Below are 21,913 nucleotides of genomic sequence, written 5' to 3'. Positions count from 1 at the left end.
TAAGTTTGTGGGGAGGGGTACTGTGAAGTAGTCCTCTTCTTTTTATACTCAATATACTCACTCTATTATTTTGGCATCTTCAATATCGTCATCCGAATGTGAAACCGGATTCATAGGACGACGACGTGCAAACTTAAACCAATTTATCAATTCTGAAACTGAGTATACCAAACTAGTGATTCCGATAATAATAAATGCAGTATTACGTACCCCAGTCGGATTGAATAAAGCAACAATTCCTGCAATAAGAATCAGCGAAGGCACCAGATAATAGGCTCCCGGAACCGGCATCCAACGTCGCGCCATTGATAAAGAAGCGATCTGTTGAACTCCACCCATCATCAGAATGAAGCCCAACAAAAACATCAGTACATCAGCAAAAAAATCAGGCATCACGATCAGCCAAATACCAAATAACAAACTGCCTACCCCTTCAATCGGGAAACGCAAAGACATTCCATCCGCTGGCTTTTTCCGTCCGAAGTAGCTAATAAGACTGATCACACCTGGAAGTAAAAAAGCGATTCCTACTGTAATAACAATATAATTGGCAGCCGCATCGGGCCAAAGTACCAATACCAAACCTATTACTAATGCAAATAGTATGCGAATAAGAGAAAAATTCATTGTTTTCATATATTCTATATTTTTTAACGAAGTCTATTTCAATACTTTTGCGAATATAAGTGTTTCTATCCATATATAAAAATAACAAACTCGGATTGTAATAAGTTCGTATCAAAAATGTTATATCGATAACATTTGCATCCGATACTTGGGTAATAATAATAAAGGTTTTTCTTTATGAAATCAAACGACAAGAAGCAAAAACTTCCTTATGTGGAACGTGACATCAGCTGGATGTATTTCAACCAACGCATCTTACTTGAAGCTGCCAACCCGGCAGTCCCATTATTGGAACGTCTGACTTTCCTTGGGATTTATTCGAACAATCTGGATGAGTTTTTTCGCGTACGCGTAGCAACTTTGAATCGTATTATCGAATATGACGACAAAAACATCCGAAAAGAACAGGAAATAGCTTCACAAACTCTAAAACAGATTGGCAAACTACATAACCGATACTATCAACAGTTTGAGGAAACGTTTGCCAAAATCATGGAAGAGCTGAAGCAAGAAAACATTTTCGTCATCAAAGAAACAGAGATGACTCCGAAACAACAAGCATTTATCACTTCCTTTTATCGTAGCAGACTAAATGGTTCCACAAATCCGGTTTTACTAATCAATAGCCGTCCTCTAGACGATCAAAATGACGAAAATATCTATCTGGCAACCCGTCTCATCAGAAAAGATACGGAAGGAAAAATAAAGGAAAAAGATTATGCAGTAATTGAGCTTCCAACTGCCGATTTCGGACGCTTCATTCAACTCCCGGATGTAGATGGCAAAACCTACCTTATGTTTCTGGATGATGTCATTCGCTATTGTTTGCCTCTGATATTTGTCGGTATGAAATATACGGATTACGAAGCCTATACCTTTAAATTCACCAAAGATGCTGAGATGGAAATAGATAGTGATCTCCGTACAGGAGTACTTCAAAAGATTTCAAAAGGAGTGAAAAGTAGAAAAAAAGGAGAACCAATACGTTTTGTTTATGATCAACAGATGCCCCAAGATCTGCTAAAAAAACTGATTACACGCCTAAATATAGACAAAAATGATACTCGTGTAGCAGGAGGCCGTTATCATAACTTCAAAGACCTGATGAAATTCCCGGACTGTAATCGTAAAAATTTAAAATACCCGGTCTGGTATCCAATCTTCAAACCGGAGTTGAATGGTACTGAAAGTTTATTAACGCTAATCCGTTATAAAGATCGTTCGTTACATTATCCGTTCCATTCATTCGACTCTTTTATACGGGTACTTCGTGAAGCAGCTATCAGTAAGGAAGTAAAAAGTATCAAAATAGCACTTTACCGCCTGGCTAAAGATTCGAAAGTGGTTAAAGCACTGATTTGTGCTGCTAAGAATGGAAAGAAGGTAACAGTAGTTATCGAATTATTAGCTCGTTTTGATGAAGCTTCCAATATCTATTGGAGCAAGAGAATGCAAGATGCAGGCATTCATGTCATTTTCGGTGTGGAAGGGTTGAAAATACACTCGAAACTCGTTCATATTGCATCTCGTCATGGAGATATAGCTTGTATAAGTACAGGCAATTTCCATGAAGGAAATGCACGTATGTATACAGATTACACAATTATGACAGCTCATCGGCAAATCGTAAAAGAGGTGAATGAGGTATTCAATTTTATTGAGAAGCCTTATACTCCAGTAAATTTTCGTGAGTTACTGGTTTCTCCGAATGATATGCGGAAACGACTAATAGCTCTTATCAACAAAGAAATCAAAAATAAGAAGCAGGGTAAAGATGCCTATATACTGGCTAAGGTAAATCATATAACCGATCGCATGCTGATAGAAAAACTTTATGAGGCTTCGACTGCCGGTATTCGTATTGACCTGCTAGTACGAGGTAATTGTTCTTTAGTAACAGGTATTCCGGACGTTAGTGAAAATATACATATCAATGGAATTATCGATCGTTATTTGGAGCATTCGCGTATCTTTATTTTCTCTAACGGTGGAGAAGAGAAGTATTACATCGGTTCTGCGGACTGGATGCCACGCAATTTGGATAACCGTATTGAAGTACTTGTACCAGTTTACAATAAAGAAATACAAGCAGATTTGAAACAAATTATTTATTATGATTTGCATGATACTGCGAAAGGACATATCGTAGACGGTAGTGGAGAGAATCTCCCCTGGAAAGATATCTACCCTACTCTTTCGGAACAGCCAGTTGATGAAACAAAGATATCTCTTTTCCGTTCTCAGGAAGAACTTTATAAAGAATATAAAAAGAATACAGAATGAAAGACTTATAAGCAATTGATGAAAATATATGATATAGTCGATTACCGTGCTTGTGCCACATCTGACTTGCGTGCTGCCAGTAACGGCAAAGAAATTACACAACGCTTTGCTAAGATAACCGGTATCCGCGTTGAGATTACCGACAGTCAGGAAGAAGCATATACCGTATCTTGAAATTGGAAATTAAGTAATGCTACAGGAATTGCAGTACCGACTATTGGATTGTCCACAGAATCATTGATAGTTTATATACCAAGAATAAAATATAATCGGATTTTGATTTTGACAAAAAGCTACTTTTGACATTTTGTATTTTATACAGTGTCAGGAGTGGCTTCTTTCGATGCTTATCCAAGTGCGCACTATTTTCTGCGCATACAGAGACATCAAGCTAAATCATAATTCTCATATTTTTCGTTTATTTCCTCCTTAAAGACAGTTATTTCACAATTCTCACATCCGATAGCTATTTTCCACACCTATTTCATTTCACTTTATCTTTTGCAGTTCGTTCATTAAAAAGAGTAAAGTAGGAAATTAAAAGGCTATAAAGTATAAATTATAGACATATATTTTGTATGATGACACCATAAAGACAGTTTGCTTACACCATCCGTATCTTTTGATGACATTATCCGCTCCTTTTGGTAACTTCATCCGTATCTTTTCATCCATTCTTCCTATTGTTTTTGTCAAACATTAAAGAGAAATCAATCAAACTATACGGTCTTTTTGTAAGATAAGCACAAGTTTTTTAAATAATATGTATTATTGTTGTGTAATAGTAGAAAAATCTCTGACAGACAAGTTAGTGTATCGTCGTTTTTTACGGATATATGTCATTAATATAAAAGATTTCGTATCTTTTTAATATTCACGATTTATATATTACTCATCAAATACACCTCTTTTAGATGAACCCATTACAGACCTAGGTAGAACAAAAAACATCACAATTTATTTGAGTGAACAAAATAAACATATTTAATTGTATGGAATTCCAGAGAATTAGGGTTTGAAAATTCTAAAATTACCGGTTACATGTAACATGGAGAGCATATACACCATACCGTTATAATAACGATAAGTACCGATAGGAATTTCTACATCCCAAAGATGTTGAAGATATTCACGTTTCAAATTATCATCTTTAAGAGCATAAGCTCCAACAGCATTTGCCCCCGCCATACCTTCCGAATAATTACCACTTGCACCACTTCCATCCCAGTTAAACTGTCCATGCAAGAAATTATCATATTTGAAGAATTTCAGTAAACGCGTCATCATAATCGTTTGTCTTTCAACATCTTTTCCAAACCAATAGTAATCCATCCCGACGTTCATCGCACACCTTATTGCATCAAACTGATAACGTCCTGCATTATAGTCTTTTTTCCACTCCGGTTGATAAGGTTTCCCTTCAAAAGTAGAATAATCAGGAAATAATCCTGTCTTTTGATGTGAAGCTTTAGCCAATAAACAGCGAGCCGCATCCGGAGTTTGTTGCCAGAAATCTTTATTTGTATCCGTCCAAGCAGCCCAAAGTTCAAAGAATGCCGGCAGATTATAGGAAGGATCCGTAATTTTCCACATATCTCCTGAAGGAACAAAGGTTATTAATTTGGAATCCGGGTTGAACATATTGAAAACACCATTTGTCCCATCTTTGGACATAATATTCTTTAATATTTCCTGTGCTTCACGACCATAATTACAACTACCTTCATCTCCCCATCGATGAGAAGCAAAAAATAGAGAGGTTATAAAATAGACTTCACCATCCGGAGCACAACTAGGCTGCCCTCCTATCTTCCGACCCTCTATATCACATTGCCATGCAAAATATCCGGACCACTTACCCGATGTATACAACATATTCTTCTTAGCCCATCTCCATAACTTATCAAATTCCGCTCTCTTATCCAACTGTACACAAATCATCATACCATAGGACATTCCTTCTGTCCTTACATCCCGATTACCCGTATCATAAATGTAAGCTGTATTGCCATCACTTTCAAAATAAACCTTCGTTGCCTCCTTTACAAAGAAATGCTCCCATATTTGCTCTATTTTGTCATCTGTTTGTTGCTGGGAAATTCCCAAATACTCTTTAAATAAGTTAGGATAAACACCGGTATAATAAGCTCCCAAACTATCTTTCCCAATAGTATTGCCCATCCCTTGCCTCTCATTTTTCAAATATGAATTAGAGATGGCCCAAACATTATTGATATCGCCTAACAACAAAGGTAGAAATAACCATAACACAATCCCTCTATAGTAATTGAGAAATAAATTATTCTTTTTCATAAGCTATCATATCTAGGTTTTTAAACAATAAAACTACACATAAGCATTTGCATACCGTCTTTAATAAAGATTATAGATGACTACCAATAGGCAAAAGTATATCAAAAAGTTATTTCTATACTTAGTTTAAAGCACTCATATTACTCTGTATCGTTTTCATAGGTCATTATTATATTAACAATTCCGCTATAAAAGTACAGTTTTAACAGATCGAATACAATAAAACAATAGTTCTTTTTTACTTGAAGGAAAAGTTATCTAACAGAAAGCTACCCTGTGGATATGAATAACTGAATTGCTTCTCAACTTCAGACTCTCACATTTTTATTAAAAGGATTTCGAGTAATTAACTTTTTTCGAAGTTTTCGCTCAAATAGGTTGCATATGCTCCAATGGCATACATATTAAAGAACCATAGCTGATAACCATGCATTCATGTCCTCTGCAACAAGCAACCAATAAAGTAAAAGTATAATAAAAATAGCTACGGCAATGCCTACTAAAATCTTTCTCTGTTTCATAATTTGTTTCTGTTTTAATATTCAATATTTATTAGAACAGATAAGAAAGAGAATTGTTCTATTTTAGAAAAAAATCAAAAACTGGAAGAAAAAAAGTCATCAAAAGTTTGTTGTTTAAAACAAAATGTCTATATTTGCTGCGAATTAAAGAAAAAAGATATGAGAACAATGTTAGTAAATACATATTGGTGGTGGCACCCGTTACAACTCCGACAGTCGTAAGGGAGCAGTGCTCGTATATATATACTTCATTAAAGATATAAGATATTTGAAAGAGCCCTGTCGCAACTTGCGACAGGGCTCTTTTCGTATACTCAAATTTCAAATCCAGTTAGAGTTTAACAAAATAAAAATAAGAATCATGAAAAGTTTTTTAGTTGATCAGGATGGTTATTACGGAGAGTTCGGTGGTGCATATGTACCGGAAATACTCCACAAATGTGTAGAGGAATTGAAGAATACGTATCTTGAAGTACTCGAAAGTGAAGAATTTAAAAAAGAGTTCGACCAATTATTACGTGACTACGTAGGACGTCCTTCACCTCTCTATCTGGCACGACGGCTTTCCGAAAAGTATGGTTGCAAATTGTATCTCAAACGAGAAGATTTAAATCATACGGGTGCCCATAAGATCAATAATACTATTGGACAAATCCTCTTAGCACGTCGCATGGGTAAAAAAAGGATTATTGCTGAAACGGGTGCCGGACAACATGGAGTAGCAACAGCTACCGTATGCGCACTGATGAATATGGAATGCATTGTATATATGGGCAAAACAGATGTTGAGCGCCAACATATCAATGTAGAAAAAATGAAAATGTTAGGTGCAACAGTAATCCCTGTCACTTCTGGTAACATGACCTTGAAAGATGCAACAAATGAAGCAATCCGCGACTGGTGCTGTCATCCTTCGGATACTTATTATATTATCGGTTCCACTGTAGGACCTCACCCCTATCCCGACATGGTAGCACGTTTGCAATCTGTTATCAGTAAAGAGATCAAAAAGCAACTTTTGGAGAAAGAGGGACGTGACCATCCTGATTATCTGATCGCCTGTGTAGGAGGAGGAAGTAATGCTGCAGGAACTATTTATCATTTTATCAATGACGAACGAATCAATATCGTTCTTGCAGAAGCCGGTGGAAAAGGAATAGAAACAGGAATGACTGCCGCAACCATTCAGTTAGGTAAAATGGGAATCATCCATGGAGCACGAACTTACGTTATCCAAAACGAAGACGGACAAATTGAAGAACCTTATTCTATCTCTGCCGGACTTGATTATCCGGGTATCGGACCTATTCATGCCAATCTTGCCGCACAAAAACGTGCTACTGTATTGGCTATAAATGATGATGAAGCGATAGAAGCAGCCTATGAACTAACCAAACTTGAAGGTATTATTCCTGCATTAGAATCGGCACATGCACTTGGTGCTTTGAAAAAGATGAAGTTCAAAGCTAATGACATAGTCGTACTTACTGTGTCAGGACGTGGAGATAAAGATGTTGAAACGTATTTAGCGTTTAACGATTAACAAAAAATGATCGACCATTCAAAATTAATAAAAATGAAAACATTTAATTACACCACTCATAGTAAACAGGTACTTGGAGATATGCATACTCCCGTCAGTATCTATCTGAAAGTACGCGATATGTATCCGCAATCCGCATTAATGGAAAGTTCGGACTATCATGCCGGAGAAAACTCGCTGTCATTCATCGCACTCTGCCCATTGGCAACTATCGGAGTAAATAGTGGCATCGTAACTACTACTTATCCGGATCAAACCCATACTAAAGAACCATTAGGTAAAATTCTCACTGTAGAAAAAGCCATGAATCGTTTTATTAATCAGTTTCATGTCAGCGGAGAAAACAAAAATGTATGTGGACTCTATGGATACACTACTTTTAATGCGGTAAAGTACTTTGAGCAGATTCCTGTAAAAGAAAGCCATGATGAACAAAATGACGCGCCGGATCTACTATACATATTATATAAATATGTAATTGTCTTCAATCATTTCAAAAATGAATTGACATTAGTAGAGATGCTTTCCGAAGGCGAAGAAAGCGGCTTGACAGAACTAGAGGCAGCTATTGAAAACCGTAATTATGCTTCATACAATTTTGCAGTTACAGGTCCTGTTACCAGTCCCATTACCGACGAACAACACAAAGCCAATGTGCGTAAAGGAATTGCTCACTGTATGCGTGGGGATGTATTCCAAATCGTCCTTTCCCGCAGATTTATACAGCCGTATGCCGGAGATGATTTCAAAGTTTATCGTGCCTTACGTAGTATAAATCCTTCTCCCTATCTTTTCTACTTTGATTTCGGAGGATATCGTATATTTGGTTCTTCACCCGAAACACATTGTAAAATAGAAAATGGACACGCCTATATTGATCCGATTGCCGGAACAACACGTCGTACAGGAGATACAGTCAAAGACCGTGAATTAACAGCAGCATTACTAGCCGATCCCAAGGAAAATGCAGAACATGTCATGCTGGTAGATCTGGCAAGAAATGATCTTTCACGCAATTGTTATGATGTACGAGTGCTATTCTATAAAGAACCTCAATATTACAGTCATGTCATCCATTTGGTTAGTCGTGTTTCCGGAGTCTTGAATGAAGGAGCAGATAAAATAAAGACTTTTATCGACACTTTCCCGGCAGGAACTTTAAGCGGTGCTCCCAAAGTCCGCGCTATGCAACTGATCAGCGAAATAGAACCGCACAACCGTGGTGCTTACGGAGGCTGTATCGGATTCATCGGATTGAACGGAGAGTTAAATCAAGCTATCACTATACGTACTTTTGTCAGTCGTAACAATGAATTGTGGTTTCAAGCCGGAGGAGGTATAGTAGCACGTAGCCAGGAAGAATATGAGTTACAAGAGGTGAACAATAAATTGGGAGCTTTGAAAAAAGCGATTGATTTAGCTGTTACATTAAAGAATTGATCTTAGTAATTCTACTTAAAACTTCATTTTAAGATATCAACTTTAGAAATAAAATAGAAAAATGAAAATATTACTTATAGACAACTATGATTCTTTCACCTACAACCTTTTACACGTTGTAAAAGAGCTGGGTACTCCAGATGTAGAAGTATTCCGTAATGACCAGATATCTCTTGACAAAGTTGAACAATTCGATAAAATAATCCTTTCTCCCGGACCGGGAATACCAGAGGAAGCCGGATTATTACTGCCTATTATCAAAAGATATGCACCAACTAAAAGTATTTTGGGAGTTTGCTTGGGACATCAAGCCATTGGAGAATCTTTCGGTGCCCGTTTGGAAAACCTGAAAGAAGTGTATCATGGAGTACAGACTCCGGTATCCATCCTTCGTGAAGACATTCTATTTCAGCACTTAGGGAAAGAAATACCTGTGGGACGCTACCACTCGTGGGTAGTCAGTCGTGATAATTTCCCCGACTGTCTGGAAATCACGGCAGAAAGTAAAGAAGGGCAGATCATGGCACTACGCCACAAAACTTATGATGTACATGGAATTCAATTTCATCCGGAATCCGTACTTACTCCACAAGGTAAAGAAATTATCAAGAACTTCTTAAATAGCTAAACTTATGAAACAGATTCTATATAAACTTTTTGAACATCAATATCTGGGACGCGACGAAGCTCGCACTATTTTGCAAAATATTGCACAAGGAAAATATAATGATGTACAAGTCGCTTCACTAATTACTGTCTTTTTGATGCGTAATATTTCTGTAGAAGAATTATGCGGATTCCGCGATGCTTTGTTAGAAATGCGTGTTCCTGTCGATTTAAGTGAGTTTTCACCAATAGACATTGTAGGTACAGGAGGTGATGGAAAAAACACTTTCAACATTTCTACAGCCGCTTCTTTTACTGTAGCAGGAGCAGGTTTTCCTGTTGTAAAACATGGTAATTATGGAGCAACTTCTGTCAGTGGAGCAAGTAATGTAATGGAGCAACATGGAGTCAAATTCACAAGCAATGTAGATCAATTACGGCGAAGCATTGAACAGTGTAACATCGCGTATCTACATGCACCGCTATTTAATCCGGCTCTGAAAGCTGTTGCACCTATACGTAAAGGACTAGCCGTACGTACCTTCTTCAATATGCTCGGTCCATTAGTTAACCCTGTACTTCCTGCTTATCAATTATTGGGTGTCTATAATCTACCTTTGCTACGTCTTTACACTTACACTTATCAGGAAAGTAAAACAAAATTCGCAGTAGTTCATAGTCTGGATGGATACGATGAAATCTCTCTGACTAACGAATTTAAAGTTGCCACCTGTGATCACGAGAAGATTTATACTCCGGAAAATCTTGGCTTTTCCCGATGTACCGAAGCAGAACTGGATGGTGGACAAACTCCTGAAGATGCTGCAAAAATCTTTGATAGTGTAATGAATAATACAGCTACAAATGCACAGAAAAATGCAGTAATGATCAATGCAGCTTTTGCTATTCATGTGATTTGCCCTGAAAAAGCAATTGAAGAATGCATTGCTCTTGCTAAAGAATCACTGGAAAGCGGACAGGCACTAGCAACCCTCAAAAAATTTATCGAACTGAATAAATAAAACTCGTATGAAAGATATATTATCTGAAATCATAGCTAACAAACGATTCGAAGTTGATCTGCAAAAACAAACGATATCACTCGAACAATTGCAAGAAGGCATCGGGGATATTCCGATGGCACGTTCCATGAAGCAGGCTTTATCTTCCTCCAGTTCAGGCATTATTGCCGAATTCAAACGCCGTTCACCTTCAAAAGGATGGATCAAGCAGGAGGCATGTCCGGAAGAGATTATTCCTTCTTATGTTGCAGCAGGTGCTTCCGCATTATCGATACTTACCGATGAGAAGTTTTTTGGTGGTTCTTTGAAAGACATTCGTACAGTACGTCCTTTAGTCGATATACCAATTCTCAGAAAAGATTTTATCATTGATGAATACCAATTATATCAGGCAAGAATTGTCGGCGCAGATGCAGTCCTTCTCATCGCTGCCGCACTGGGAAAAGACAAATGTCAGCAACTGACTGAACAAGCGCATGTACTGGGATTGGAAGTTTTGTTAGAGATTCATAGTACCGAAGAATTATCTTATATAAATAAGGAGATTGATATGGTAGGTATCAATAACCGTAATTTAGGAACATTTATTACTGACATAGAGAACTCCTTCCGTCTGGCCGGACAACTTCCTCAAGATACAGTGTTGGTTTCGGAAAGCGGTATTTCTAATCCTGAAGTTGTAAAATTACTTCGAGCAAATGGATTCCATGGTTTCTTGATCGGGGAAACATTTATGAAAACTCCACAACCAGGAGAAACTCTACAAAGCTTTATACAATCAATTCATTAATCCCTGATCTCCCAAACAAATAGTATCATGGTAAATAGAAAAATAATCAAAGTATGCGGTATGCGAGAAGCTGAGAATATACAAAGCTTGGAGGAACTTGGGTGTATAGATATGATAGGTTTCATCTTCTATCCTCCATCTCCCCGGTTTGTATATGAGTTACCCTCCTATTTGCCAACTCACTCTCAACGTGTCGGAGTATTTGTAAACGAAGACAAACAAGTTATCGCTACTTATGCTGATCGTTTCGGACTGAACTATGTACAACTTCATGGTAACGAATCACCCGAATATTGCCGTTCCCTATCTACTCACGGAATAAAAATTATCAAAGCTTTCTCTATAGCCAATATCCAAGATTTGGAAAATGTATGCAATTACGAAGAAGTCTGTGATTATTTCCTATTCGACACTAAATGTAAACAGTACGGTGGTTCCGGTTCACAATTCGATTGGAATGTTCTCCGTACCTATAATGGGAAAACTTCATTTCTTCTAAGTGGAGGTATCGATATGAATAGTATTCATTTATTGAAAAGATTCGAACATCCACGTTTAGCAGGATACGATATCAACAGCTGTTTTGAAGTGGAACCAGGGAAAAAAGATACGAAGCGCATTCAGAAATTTCTCCATAAATTAGAAACTATATAATCAATCAAAAATAACCAAAGTCATGAATAGAATAAACCAACTTTTCAGCAGTAACAAGAAAAATTTGCTTTCCATTTATTTTTGTGCCGGACATCCAACCTTGGAGGGTACTGCCAATGTAATCCGCACCCTTGAGAAACAAGGGGTAAATATGATTGAAATCGGGATTCCATTCAGTGATCCCATGGCTGATGGGATTGTCATTCAGAATGCTGCCACTCAGGCATTACGTAATGGCATGTCTCTGAAAATTCTTTTTGAGCAACTACGTGATATTCGTCAGGATGTAAAAATACCACTCATATTAATGGGATATTTAAATCCAATCATGCAATTTGGATTTGAGAACTTCTGCCAAAAGTGTGTAGAATGTGGCATCGACGGTGTTATTGTCCCGGACCTACCTTTCAGAGACTATCAGGAACAGTATCGTATCATAGCTGAACGTTACAACATCAAAGTGATTATGCTTATTACTCCTGAAACAAGTGAAGAACGAGTAAAGGAAATTGATACACATACAGACGGATTCATCTATATGGTATCGTCGGCAGCTACTACTGGTGCCCAGCAAGATTTCGATGGACAAAAAAAGGCCTATTTTAAAAAGATAGAGGATATGCATCTGAATAATCCTTTGATGGTAGGATTCGGAATCTCTAATAAAACAACTTTTGATGCAGCTTGTGAACATGCTTCCGGAGCTATTATCGGTAGCCGATTCGTAACTTTACTTGAAGAAGAAAAAGATCCCGAGAAAGCGATCATTCGCTTAAAAGAAGCACTCAAATAAAAATATACACCTAATGACAAATAGTGAATGATTGAGTTCTGTAGTTTTTTCTTTTAATTCGCAGTATTTATACAAATAAATATTCATTTTTATAACATTATAATATAAACTACCAACAAATACATCATTCACTATTTATTATTCATGATAAATCTATATCTTTGTTAGCCATTTAACTAAGATTCGTCAATTATGAGAGTAGATGCCCCATCCGTTTTGTTAATTTACACAGGTGGTACTATCGGAATGATAGAAAACCCCGAAACAGGTGCCTTGGAAAACTTTAATTTCGACCACTTGCTCAAGCATGTTCCCGAATTAAAAAGATTCAATTACCGTATTTCTTCTTATCAATTCAATCCTCCTCTTGATTCTTCGGATATGGAGCCTGTCTACTGGGCCAAGTTAGTCAAAATTATCAATTACAATTATGATGATTTTGATGGTTTTGTCATCCTTCATGGAACAGATACAATGGCCTACACTGCCTCTGCACTAAGTTTTATGCTCGAGAATCTGAGTAAACCGGTGATCTTAACAGGCTCTCAGCTCCCTATTGGGACATTACGTACAGATGGAAAAGAAAACCTGATTACATCTATTGAGATAGCAGCTGCGAAACATCCTGACGGTACTGCTATTGTCCCTGAAGTCTGTATTTTCTTTGAGAATCACTTAATGCGTGGCAACCGTACAACCAAAATAAATGCTGAAAATTTCAATGCTTTTCGTTCTTTCAATTATCCCCCACTGGCACGAGTAGGCATTCATATTAAATATGAACCGAACCTTATTCGCAAACCAGATCCAAACAAGCCACTCAAACCGCATTATTTATTTGATACCAACGTTGTCATATTAACTCTTTTCCCCGGTATTCAAGAAGAGATAGTCACTTCCCTACTCCATGTCCCTGGTTTGAAAGCTGTTGTTCTAAAAACATTTGGTTCAGGAAATGCACCACAAAAAGAGTGGTTTATCAGGCAATTAAAAGAGGCAACAGAACGAGGGATTATTATAGTAAATATTACACAATGTTCCTCCGGAGCGGTAGAAATGGAACGTTATGAAACTGGAATGCATTTATTAGAAGCAGGAGTTATCAGTGGTTATGATAGCACTCCGGAATGTGCAATTACTAAATTAATGTTTTTATTGGGACATGAATTACCCAACAAAGAAATTCGTAATAAAATGGATTCATGCTTAATTGGGGAAATCACTAAGTCGTAAAAGACTAAATTATATAGGTGATTATCTTCTTTGATTTTTTCTATTTTATGCCCTACAATAAAAAAAATCAAAGGGCTTTCACTTTATAAAGCTAAAATTGAAACTAAAAAAGAAATATATTGTTCTAATAAACAAAAAAATCAATAAATACATCTTTATTTAAAAATATACAAGTATCTTTGTAGCAAACTAATTAACAAACAATCAAACATCTACAATAGTATGAGAAGATTTAACCTATTTGCACCCATTATTGCGATAGCAATAGTAAGTGCTTTGTTTAGTTGCGTTGATTCCGACAAAAATTTCTATGATTCATCTTATCGAACGCCTAATCCAATGGGAGACGAATTTGTTGCTCCCGATGGTTTTGATTGGTCAATGACTGCAACCACACAAGTTACAGTAGAAGTCAATGACCAGTTTAACGGTCAATTTTACTATACAGTTGAATTATATGATAACCATCCGGTTATATCGGCTGACGCACATCTTTTAGGTAAAGGTGTTGCCAAAGGTGATAAACCTTATGTTATCAATATAACTGCTGAAAAGACAATCAATACAATCTATGTTAAGGAAATAACCCCAACAGGATTTTCCACTGTTAAATCTGCCGACATTACCGACGGAATTGCTATTTGTAGCTTTAAAACAACTACATCCGCAATACATCGGAGCCTTGCGACAACACGAGGTTTAACAATTGAAGAACCTAATGATGAGGATCCATCATTATTTCCTATTAAATGTCCTACAGAAAACATCTTTGGCAACGGTAATTCTATAAAAGATGGAGAAAGTTACAAAGTGACTTCTACTACAAAAAACATAGAATTAAAAAACAATAAAAATATAAAGTTATATATTACAGAAGATATTAATTTAGAGAATCCGCTTATACTATCCACAGGTTCGTCTCTTTTTATACTTCCAGGAATAAAAGTTTCTGCGACCTACCAAAATAATGGCCAAAAAAATAGTTTTATCTCTATCGGTAAAAACGCAAGTCTGATATTTAATGGTGACATAAAATTGGATCAGGACTTCAAAATATATAATATGGGTAACATAAGTGCCGATACATGGATGAATACCAACTCCTCATTTTTCTATAATGGCAGTGAAGGTATTGCCACTATATCAGGCAAGATTAGTGGAGAAAATATGGAATCCTTCATTCTCAATACCGGAACTCTTAAAGCCAAAACAGCATATATTAGTGGAAATAGCCACATTATGAACCGAGGAAAAATGGATATTGAAGAAAAAACAGTCATTGATTGTAATAATGGTATTTGGGAGAACGAAGGCAAATGGTTTACCTATGATTTTCTTATTTCTAGCCAGAATCAAAATGCAATCAATAAATGCAAGCTAGTTGTAACAAATGAATTTCAAGTCAGCTCGGCCAAACTTATTAATGATGGAGGCGCATATATACAATGCAAAGAACTATACATGGATGATGCAACTATTGAATTAGGAGTGAATTCATTATTAGAAGTTACTGAAAAAGCTGAATTTGGTTATAATGTGAACAATAAGGGTTTCAAAGGAACTAGTTCAAACACGAATAAGGCACTCCTTGTAATGAAAAAGGCTATAGCTAAATATCCCAACAATAATGACATGATTCATTATACTGGCAATATTCAAATTGTATGTTCCGATCACCCAAATGCCTTAGTTGATGCCTGGAACAAACGTTGGACTATGACCAATGGTGCTGAATGGGGAGAAGAAGGGAAAAATACGCTATCCATTCCCCAAACAGAATGTAACAATGGATATGGAGGAGGAATATCTACTGATCCTAAAGATCCTCAATTCCCTATTGAGGTGGAAGATAATCATGAATACAGTTATCTTTTCGAAGATCAATGGCCTCTATATGGAGATTACGATATGAATGACATCGTTATGACTATCAAAAAAAGGAAATTAAAATTATCAAAACACGATAATAAAGTTGAAGAATTCGAACTCGAGATTGAATTGAGTGCTGTCGGAGCCACAAAGAAAATCGGTGCCGCTATTATGTTTGACGGAGTTCTTGCAAGTGATATTACAGAAGAGGTAGACTTTGACGATGACGATGATGACAATACTCTTATTAAAAACTTCAATTTAAACAATTATAATATTGAAAAAGGACAAAAATATGCAGTAGTTCCATTGTTTGACGATGCCCATAAAGCATTGGGAAGAGATCGGTATATACAAATAAACACTATTTCCGGTCATTCAAACAATGTCAAAAAAACAAAGACTATAAGCTTTTCTATAGAATTTGATAAACCGACTCTATCAGCTGATGCCTTTAACATTAACAAATTGAATGTCTTCATCATTACTGGAGGAAACGGTACAAATCGTAGAGAAATCCATGTAGCAGGTTACCAACCTACCCAATTAGCAGATGTTAGTTCATTTGGAGGAAATGATGATGCCAGCTCTATTTCTTCTAAAAAATACTATTTGAGTAAAGAAAATCTTGCTTGGGGAATCATTGTTCCTACCAACTTTAAATGGCCATTGGAATATGTCAATATTAAAACAGCTTATAACCAATTTAATGATTGGGTAACCAGTGGTGGTGCAGGAAATAAAAACTGGTGGAATGACTGGGACAAAACAAAAGTCTTTCAAACCAATAAAAACTAACTTTAGCTCTTAATATAAGGGCACGAATTTCACAGAATACAAGGAATTCGTGCCCTTATCATGTATAAAACAACAAATAAATAACATTAATGGTGCAGTCTTCAGAATTTTATATGCACAGATTGAAAGAATATTCAAAATAATAGCTATATTTGCATAGAGTCATAGAAATATGACAAAAGAATAATCTATCCATTTAAAACCGAATGACAAAACAAACATTAAAAACGGTTCTAATTGTATTTATATGAAAAAGAAAATATTATTGGTTGATGATAAAGAAACCATCGGAAAAGTAGCAGGAATATATTTAGGTAAAGATTATGATTTTACCTACATAGAAAACCCTTTAAAAGCAATACAATGGCTTAATGAAGGTAATATGCCAGATCTAATTATTTCAGATATTCGTATGCCTCTTATGATGGGAGATGAGTTTTTACGCTACATGAAAACTAACGAACTATTTAAATCAATACCCATCGTTATGTTATCCAGCGAGGAAAGTACTACAGAAAGAATCAGACTTCTGGAGGAAGGAGCTGAAGACTATATATTGAAGCCTTTTAATCCGCTAGAACTTAAAATCCGTATCAAAAAGATTATAGATTAAGACTAATCCACGGTAATATCATGCAATATTTTGTTTACATAGGCAAAAATAATAAGACAATAGAACTGTTCTCAAAGCTAAGTATAGGAGTATTTTGTGCAGTTTCTACCTGCCAAAAGGCGTTTCGTATACTAGACAATATTCATGAGAAATACGATGCCGTATTATTCTTTGAGCAATCCACCACTTCCGAAGATATTAAAAACATCTCTTTTATACGTAAGAAATATCCGGGGCTTTATATGGTACTAGTAACTGACGCCATCACTCAGGAAGAAGGTACAAAATATCTAAAGGCTGGTGTAAATAACACTATCAAACACCAAACAACTAGTGATACATTTATTACTCTATCTACTTTCCTTAATCGCAGAAAAGAACAAAAAATAGAAGATCTACAGCTGAAAACCCAGAACCAATATAGCTTCCATTTACCCTTATGGAAAAGAGTTTTTGATATTATTTTCTCCAGCATGGCTTTATTATTTCTCTCTCCTCTTTTAATTGCAACAGCTTTAGCTATCCGGTTGGAAAGTAAAGGGCAAATTATCTATAAATCTAAGCGCGTTGGAAGCAATTATCAAATATTCGACTTTCTAAAATTCCGTTCAATGTATACCGATGCGGATAAACACTTAAAGGATTTTAATGCTCTAAATCAATATCAGCAAGAGGAATATGTATTAACAAAAGAAAATAAAGAAAAAGAAATATCGGATATAAATGAAGAAGACTTTGAAGAAATTCTTTTAGTATCCGACGACTTTGTTATTTCCGAAGAAGATTATATCCACCAAAAATCCCAAGAAAAAAGTAACGCTTTCGTAAAACTGGAAAATGATCCTAGAATAACCAAAGTAGGACGTTTTATTCGTAAATATAGTATTGACGAATTACCACAACTCATTAATATTTTGAAAGGTGATATGTCTATTGTTGGCAACCGTCCTCTCCCGCTTTACGAAGCAGAACTACTGACCAGTGACGAACATATCGATCGTTTTATGGGACCAGCAGGACTTACCGGACTATGGCAAGTGGAAAAAAGAGGTGAAGCCGGCAAACTATCTGCAGAAGAACGTAAGCAGTTGGATATCCAATATGCAAAAAGCTTTTCATTTGGATTGGATATGAAAATAATCCTGAAAACAGTCACAGCCTTTGTACAAAAAGAGAATGTATAATTCCCTCTACTTATGGATACCTTTGTTTATATGATAGACGGCTTACTACTTCTTTGTACAGGAGTTATGTTGTTATATTGGTTTATTCTTGCTGTTGCTTCACATGGGAAACGCATGCAGTATTCTAAGTGCAAATGTAAATACCGTTGCGTCGTCCTCATCCCTGAAGAAAATCAATTCTCTAATGATACTGACGAGAAAGCTTCATACGAATTAATCACATATAAAAATCTACAAGAAACCGTCTATTCTTTAAACAGAGAACAGTATGATATAGTAATCCTTCTCTCCGGTGTTACCTACAGCCTCTCTCCTCACCTTCTCGAGAAAGTCTGTAATGTATATGATGCCGGAATAAAAGTTATTCAATTGCATACCATGATAAAAGATCGCAAAGGGATTCAAAAGTATCTACAAGCCTTATGCGAAGAAATAAATAATAGTTTATTTAGAGCCGGAAATACTCAACTTGGTTTCTCATCTAATTTATATGGAACGAATATGGCTATTGATCTGACTTGGCTACAAAACAACTTAAAAACTTCCAAAACGAATCTAGAGCGAAAATTATTCAGACAAAATATATATATTGAATATTTACCCGATGCAATAGTATATTGCAATTCGATTCCCGCTCATCCCTATCGCAAAAGAACCAGAAAATTCCTTTCTTATTTTTTATCTTCTCTTTTTGAAGGAAATTGGAATTTCTGTAACCGAATAATCCAACAGCTACTTCCATCTCCAACTAAATTATATATCTGTGTCAGTATTTGGACTTTATTGATGGCAGTCTATGATTTTGGGGAATCATTCAAATGGTGGATAATATTATTCGGACTTGCAATTACATACAGTCTGGCAATACCTGACTATCTAGTTAAAGAGAAAAAAAGAAAAAAACATTCAATATGGAAACGATGACCTTAAAACAACGAATCAAGCAACATCCTGCTCTGAAACAGATAATCCATCGCTTTATTATGCACCCTGTCAAAACACGTCCTAATTGGTGGATACGATTATTCTATTTCACCTATTTGAAATATGGAAAAGGTTCAATCATATACCGTAGTGTCCGTAAAGATCTTCCTCCTTTCAATCGTTTTTCTTTAGGACGTTATTCCGTAGTAGAAGATTTCTGCTGTTTGAATAATGCAGTTGGTGATATTATCATCGGAAATTACTCACGTATCGGATTAGGAAACACTATTATTGGACCGGTCAACATTGGAGATCATGTAAATCTGGCTCAGAATATAACAGTCAGTGGACTTAATCATAATTTCCAAAATGTAGAAAAATTAATTGATGAGCAAGGAGTCAGCACTCGACCCATCATTATTGAAGATGACGTATGGATAGGAGCTAATTCAGTTATATTATCTGGAGTAACTTTAGGAAAACATTGTATAGTAGCAGCCGGAAGTGTAGTTACCCATTCCATTCCCCCCTATTCTGTCTGTGCAGGTAGCCCAGCTAAAGTGATCAAGTCCTACAATTTTGAAACAAAAGAATGGGAAAAAAGATAATAATTAGCCTTCAGTAGCTATAAATGATGAGAATCACTTTACAATATACCTTTTAAAGGGGATTGTGGCACTAATTAAAACAATCTATCTTTGCAGTATCAGAATTGAATTAATTAGTCATAATTTTATTACGTAGCCACATTTAAGTAAAAATGAAATAGGGTCCTGTCGAAGTGATTTCGCCGGGATTTTGTTTTTATTCTAAAATCATAATCTGCTTCAGTAAATATTCATCTGCCAGATTTCAAAAAACCAGCAAAACTATATGTATGTATAAAGGGTAAGTTTTCTCCAAGAACTATCAATTCTACTACTAATGCAGACCTCGTCATATCCTCAAAGTTTACAATAAAAAAACGAGCTAATTCCCTAGATGGAATCACTCGCCCCACATCAGAAAAGCCATAAGGCTTTTCTTTAATTTTCCTCTTTTTCCTAAAAACTTTCTTATCCTTTACCTTAAAACTTTCTTACCTAATTAATACCCTTTTACCTTCTATTAAACTTATCCTAAAAAACTAAATTTAATACCTTAATTAATCTAAATACTTAGAAATCTTTTCTTTACTAAAAAAACTAATAACAGTTTCACAACTGCACTGCAAATATACAGAAGAATCTTTGCGCCCACAAACGAATTTGTATTTTATAATATTATTTTTGAGTTATAAATTCTTCACCTCACTCAATACAACCAACTTATTTACAATAGCATAAATAGTCAAACCAGCCGCACTATGTATCTGAAGTTTTTTACTGATATTCCTACGATGAGTAATGACAGTATGAATAGACAAAAATAGTTTTTCAGCGATTTCTTTATTCGTCATACCTTTTACTACACAAATCACGATTTCTTTCTCTCGTTGGCTCAATGTATCAGGACTATCCACTTCCCCTTCTTCCATACTCATATTCAATAACTCATGAACCTTTTTGGAAAGTACTGCTAGGTCGTCAAATATAGAAATAGATTCGTCATACTTACTTAATAGAGTCACATCAACGAATGAAGTGACTAAAGCTATCAAACGTATTCTCTTTCCAGAAGTTTCTTCTCTGAATTTATTTACATCGAAATAATCGCCAAATGTGGGATTTACAATCAACATTTCAGGATATTGCGTACGTAAACAATCATGTAGAGCCTCAACAGACAGTAATTCTATCGGCTGTATTTTCAGATTAGGAAGACGCTTCAAAGCCGCTGTCAATCCACTACGAACAATCACAGAGCTTTCGGCAATTGCAACTCGAACAGTTTCGTTATTTTTCATTTTCTCTTATCCTCCTTTCCAAATTCAGAATAGCAGGAACAAAAATATAATCTTCAACTTTACAATGTGATTCTAATCCCTCTTCACAAGCATATATATCAAAAAGTGCAGCATTGAGTTGATTTACATTCGTCTTAGCAGGACAATATTTAATTATAATATTTTTGAGTTCTGTCAACTTCTCACCTACTTGATCATGATGCTTAGAGAATGTACTAATTTGATAATTTTTAGGAGCATTACCCAGCAGTAGTGAATCTACATACTTAAATACAGTCTTTTCCTCATAATCCATATGCTTACGTACTTCCCTCGTATATTCATCAAAAAACTTAAGAATCAAGAAAGCCACATCATCTTGTGAACAATCTATAGCTTCAATCAATTTACGACGAATGGCAGGAAGACAAAAGTCAAGAAAGTAGAGGTGCGCCTGTCTCAAATAATCAATCAGTGCAGGAATAGAAATCTCATCATTACTTCCATCTAAACGAGAAAATCCTTCTGCCATAAAATTAACAACTATCAAAAAAGTACGGCAATCTACCCTATTAAGCTCACATACTTCCTTGACCGTTTTGTCGCCAAACCCCAACGAGAGTCCAAAACGGCTCATCACTTGTAATAAGGAATAGTTATCACTGATGAGATCAATCATCTTATCTGTTGGCTTGTATTTCTGTAAGTTATCCATCTATACCTATTTAATATTAACGCCTGCAAAGAAACGCATTATTTTGCGGGTGCACAATCACTATTTATAGGTATTTTGATTTATTACAGAATACTAATTACTGATTATATGTTACTAAATA

General features: G+C 35.8%; 17 protein-coding genes and 2 pseudogenes. 15 read left to right on the top strand and 4 right to left on the bottom strand.

Annotated features, from left to right (window positions below):
- Positions 1-57: 57 nt before the first annotated feature.
- Positions 58-636 carry an HdeD family acid-resistance protein gene (locus CZ225_RS09355; protein WP_077153901.1) on the bottom strand — a complete coding sequence of 193 codons (579 nt, stop codon included), beginning with the start codon at positions 634-636 and terminating at the stop codon, positions 58-60.
- A gap of 168 nt (positions 637-804) precedes the next feature.
- Here CZ225_RS09355 and CZ225_RS09350 point away from each other — a divergent pair, with 168 nt between their 5' ends.
- Together CZ225_RS09350 and CZ225_RS09345 are read left to right on the top strand one after the other, a co-directional pair.
- Positions 805-2,910 carry an RNA degradosome polyphosphate kinase gene (locus CZ225_RS09350; protein ID WP_077153900.1) on the top strand — a complete coding sequence of 702 codons (2,106 nt, stop codon included), beginning with the start codon at positions 805-807 and terminating at the stop codon, positions 2,908-2,910.
- Positions 2,911-3,078, top strand: a pseudogene (locus CZ225_RS09345) (Ppx/GppA phosphatase family protein); the annotation flags it as partial.
- Between the two features lie 840 nt (positions 3,079-3,918).
- On the opposite strand, the gene CZ225_RS09340 reads toward CZ225_RS09345, so the two are convergent.
- Complete coding sequence (locus CZ225_RS09340) at positions 3,919-5,223, bottom strand: family 8 glycosyl hydrolase (RefSeq protein WP_234983027.1); 1,305 nt, start codon at positions 5,221-5,223, stop codon at positions 3,919-3,921.
- Positions 5,224-6,105: 882 nt separating this feature from the next.
- Between CZ225_RS09340 and trpB the strand changes: the two genes are divergently transcribed.
- The 13 genes and pseudogenes from trpB to CZ225_RS09270 all read left to right on the top strand — a co-directional run bounded on the left by trpB (position 6,106) and on the right by CZ225_RS09270 (position 19,821).
- Complete coding sequence (gene trpB, locus CZ225_RS09330; protein WP_077153899.1) at positions 6,106-7,287, top strand: tryptophan synthase subunit beta; 1,182 nt, start codon at positions 6,106-6,108, stop codon at positions 7,285-7,287.
- Positions 7,288-7,320: 33 nt separating this feature from the next.
- Positions 7,321-8,727 (top strand): anthranilate synthase component I family protein, encoded by a 1,407-nt coding sequence (locus tag CZ225_RS09325; protein ID WP_077153898.1) that lies wholly within the window; start codon positions 7,321-7,323, stop codon positions 8,725-8,727.
- Positions 8,728-8,788: 61 nt separating this feature from the next.
- Positions 8,789-9,355 (top strand): anthranilate synthase component II, encoded by a 567-nt coding sequence (locus CZ225_RS09320; RefSeq protein ID WP_077153897.1) that lies wholly within the window; start codon positions 8,789-8,791, stop codon positions 9,353-9,355.
- Between the two features lie 4 nt (positions 9,356-9,359).
- Complete coding sequence (gene trpD / locus CZ225_RS09315) at positions 9,360-10,355, top strand: anthranilate phosphoribosyltransferase (protein WP_077153896.1); 996 nt, start codon at positions 9,360-9,362, stop codon at positions 10,353-10,355.
- A gap of 7 nt (positions 10,356-10,362) precedes the next feature.
- Positions 10,363-11,145 carry an indole-3-glycerol phosphate synthase TrpC gene (gene trpC / locus CZ225_RS09310; RefSeq protein ID WP_077153895.1) on the top strand — a complete coding sequence of 261 codons (783 nt, stop codon included), beginning with the start codon at positions 10,363-10,365 and terminating at the stop codon, positions 11,143-11,145.
- A gap of 27 nt (positions 11,146-11,172) precedes the next feature.
- Positions 11,173-11,799, top strand: coding sequence for a phosphoribosylanthranilate isomerase (locus CZ225_RS09305; protein WP_077153894.1), 627 nt, complete (start codon positions 11,173-11,175; stop codon positions 11,797-11,799).
- A 22-nt stretch (positions 11,800-11,821) separates the two neighbouring features.
- Positions 11,822-12,592, top strand: a complete 771-nt coding sequence (gene trpA / locus CZ225_RS09300) for a tryptophan synthase subunit alpha (protein WP_077153893.1) — start codon at positions 11,822-11,824, stop codon at positions 12,590-12,592.
- Positions 12,593-12,784: 192 nt separating this feature from the next.
- Entirely contained in the window at positions 12,785-13,825 is a 1,041-nt protein-coding gene (locus CZ225_RS09295) for an asparaginase (RefSeq protein WP_077153892.1), read from the top strand.
- 222 nt (positions 13,826-14,047) lie between these two features.
- Entirely contained in the window at positions 14,048-16,492 is a 2,445-nt protein-coding gene (locus CZ225_RS09290) for an LruC domain-containing protein (protein WP_077153891.1), read from the top strand.
- Positions 16,493-16,739: 247 nt separating this feature from the next.
- Complete coding sequence (locus CZ225_RS09285) at positions 16,740-17,105, top strand: response regulator (protein ID WP_077153890.1); 366 nt, start codon at positions 16,740-16,742, stop codon at positions 17,103-17,105.
- 20 nt (positions 17,106-17,125) lie between these two features.
- The gene (locus CZ225_RS09280) at positions 17,126-18,289 is read left to right on the top strand and encodes a sugar transferase (protein ID WP_077153889.1); all 1,164 of its coding nucleotides are present in this window, start codon (positions 17,126-17,128) and stop codon (positions 18,287-18,289) included.
- A gap of 12 nt (positions 18,290-18,301) precedes the next feature.
- A pseudogene (locus CZ225_RS09275) lies at positions 18,302-19,245 on the top strand (glycosyltransferase family 2 protein); the annotation flags it as partial.
- A complete protein-coding gene (locus tag CZ225_RS09270) occupies positions 19,228-19,821 on the top strand; it encodes an acyltransferase (protein WP_394334028.1) in 594 nt (197 codons plus the stop codon). The pseudogene CZ225_RS09275 and the gene CZ225_RS09270, both read left to right, overlap by 18 nt.
- A gap of 665 nt (positions 19,822-20,486) precedes the next feature.
- Here the strand turns inward: CZ225_RS09270 and CZ225_RS09265 are convergent.
- Complete coding sequence (locus tag CZ225_RS09265) at positions 20,487-21,098, bottom strand: response regulator transcription factor (protein ID WP_077153886.1); 612 nt, start codon at positions 21,096-21,098, stop codon at positions 20,487-20,489.
- Positions 21,088-21,792, bottom strand: coding sequence for a hemerythrin domain-containing protein (locus CZ225_RS09260; RefSeq protein WP_077153885.1), 705 nt, complete (start codon positions 21,790-21,792; stop codon positions 21,088-21,090). The genes CZ225_RS09265 and CZ225_RS09260 overlap by 11 nt, the downstream gene beginning before the upstream one ends.
- Positions 21,793-21,913 lie beyond the last annotated feature (121 nt).

The organism is Bacteroides bouchesdurhonensis (assembly GCF_900155865.1).
In the GTDB taxonomy this organism is placed as follows: domain Bacteria; phylum Bacteroidota; class Bacteroidia; order Bacteroidales; family Bacteroidaceae; genus Bacteroides; species Bacteroides bouchesdurhonensis.
Note: the sequence above shows the minus strand (reverse complement) of the source record. Positions and strands in the feature narration are given on the sequence as shown.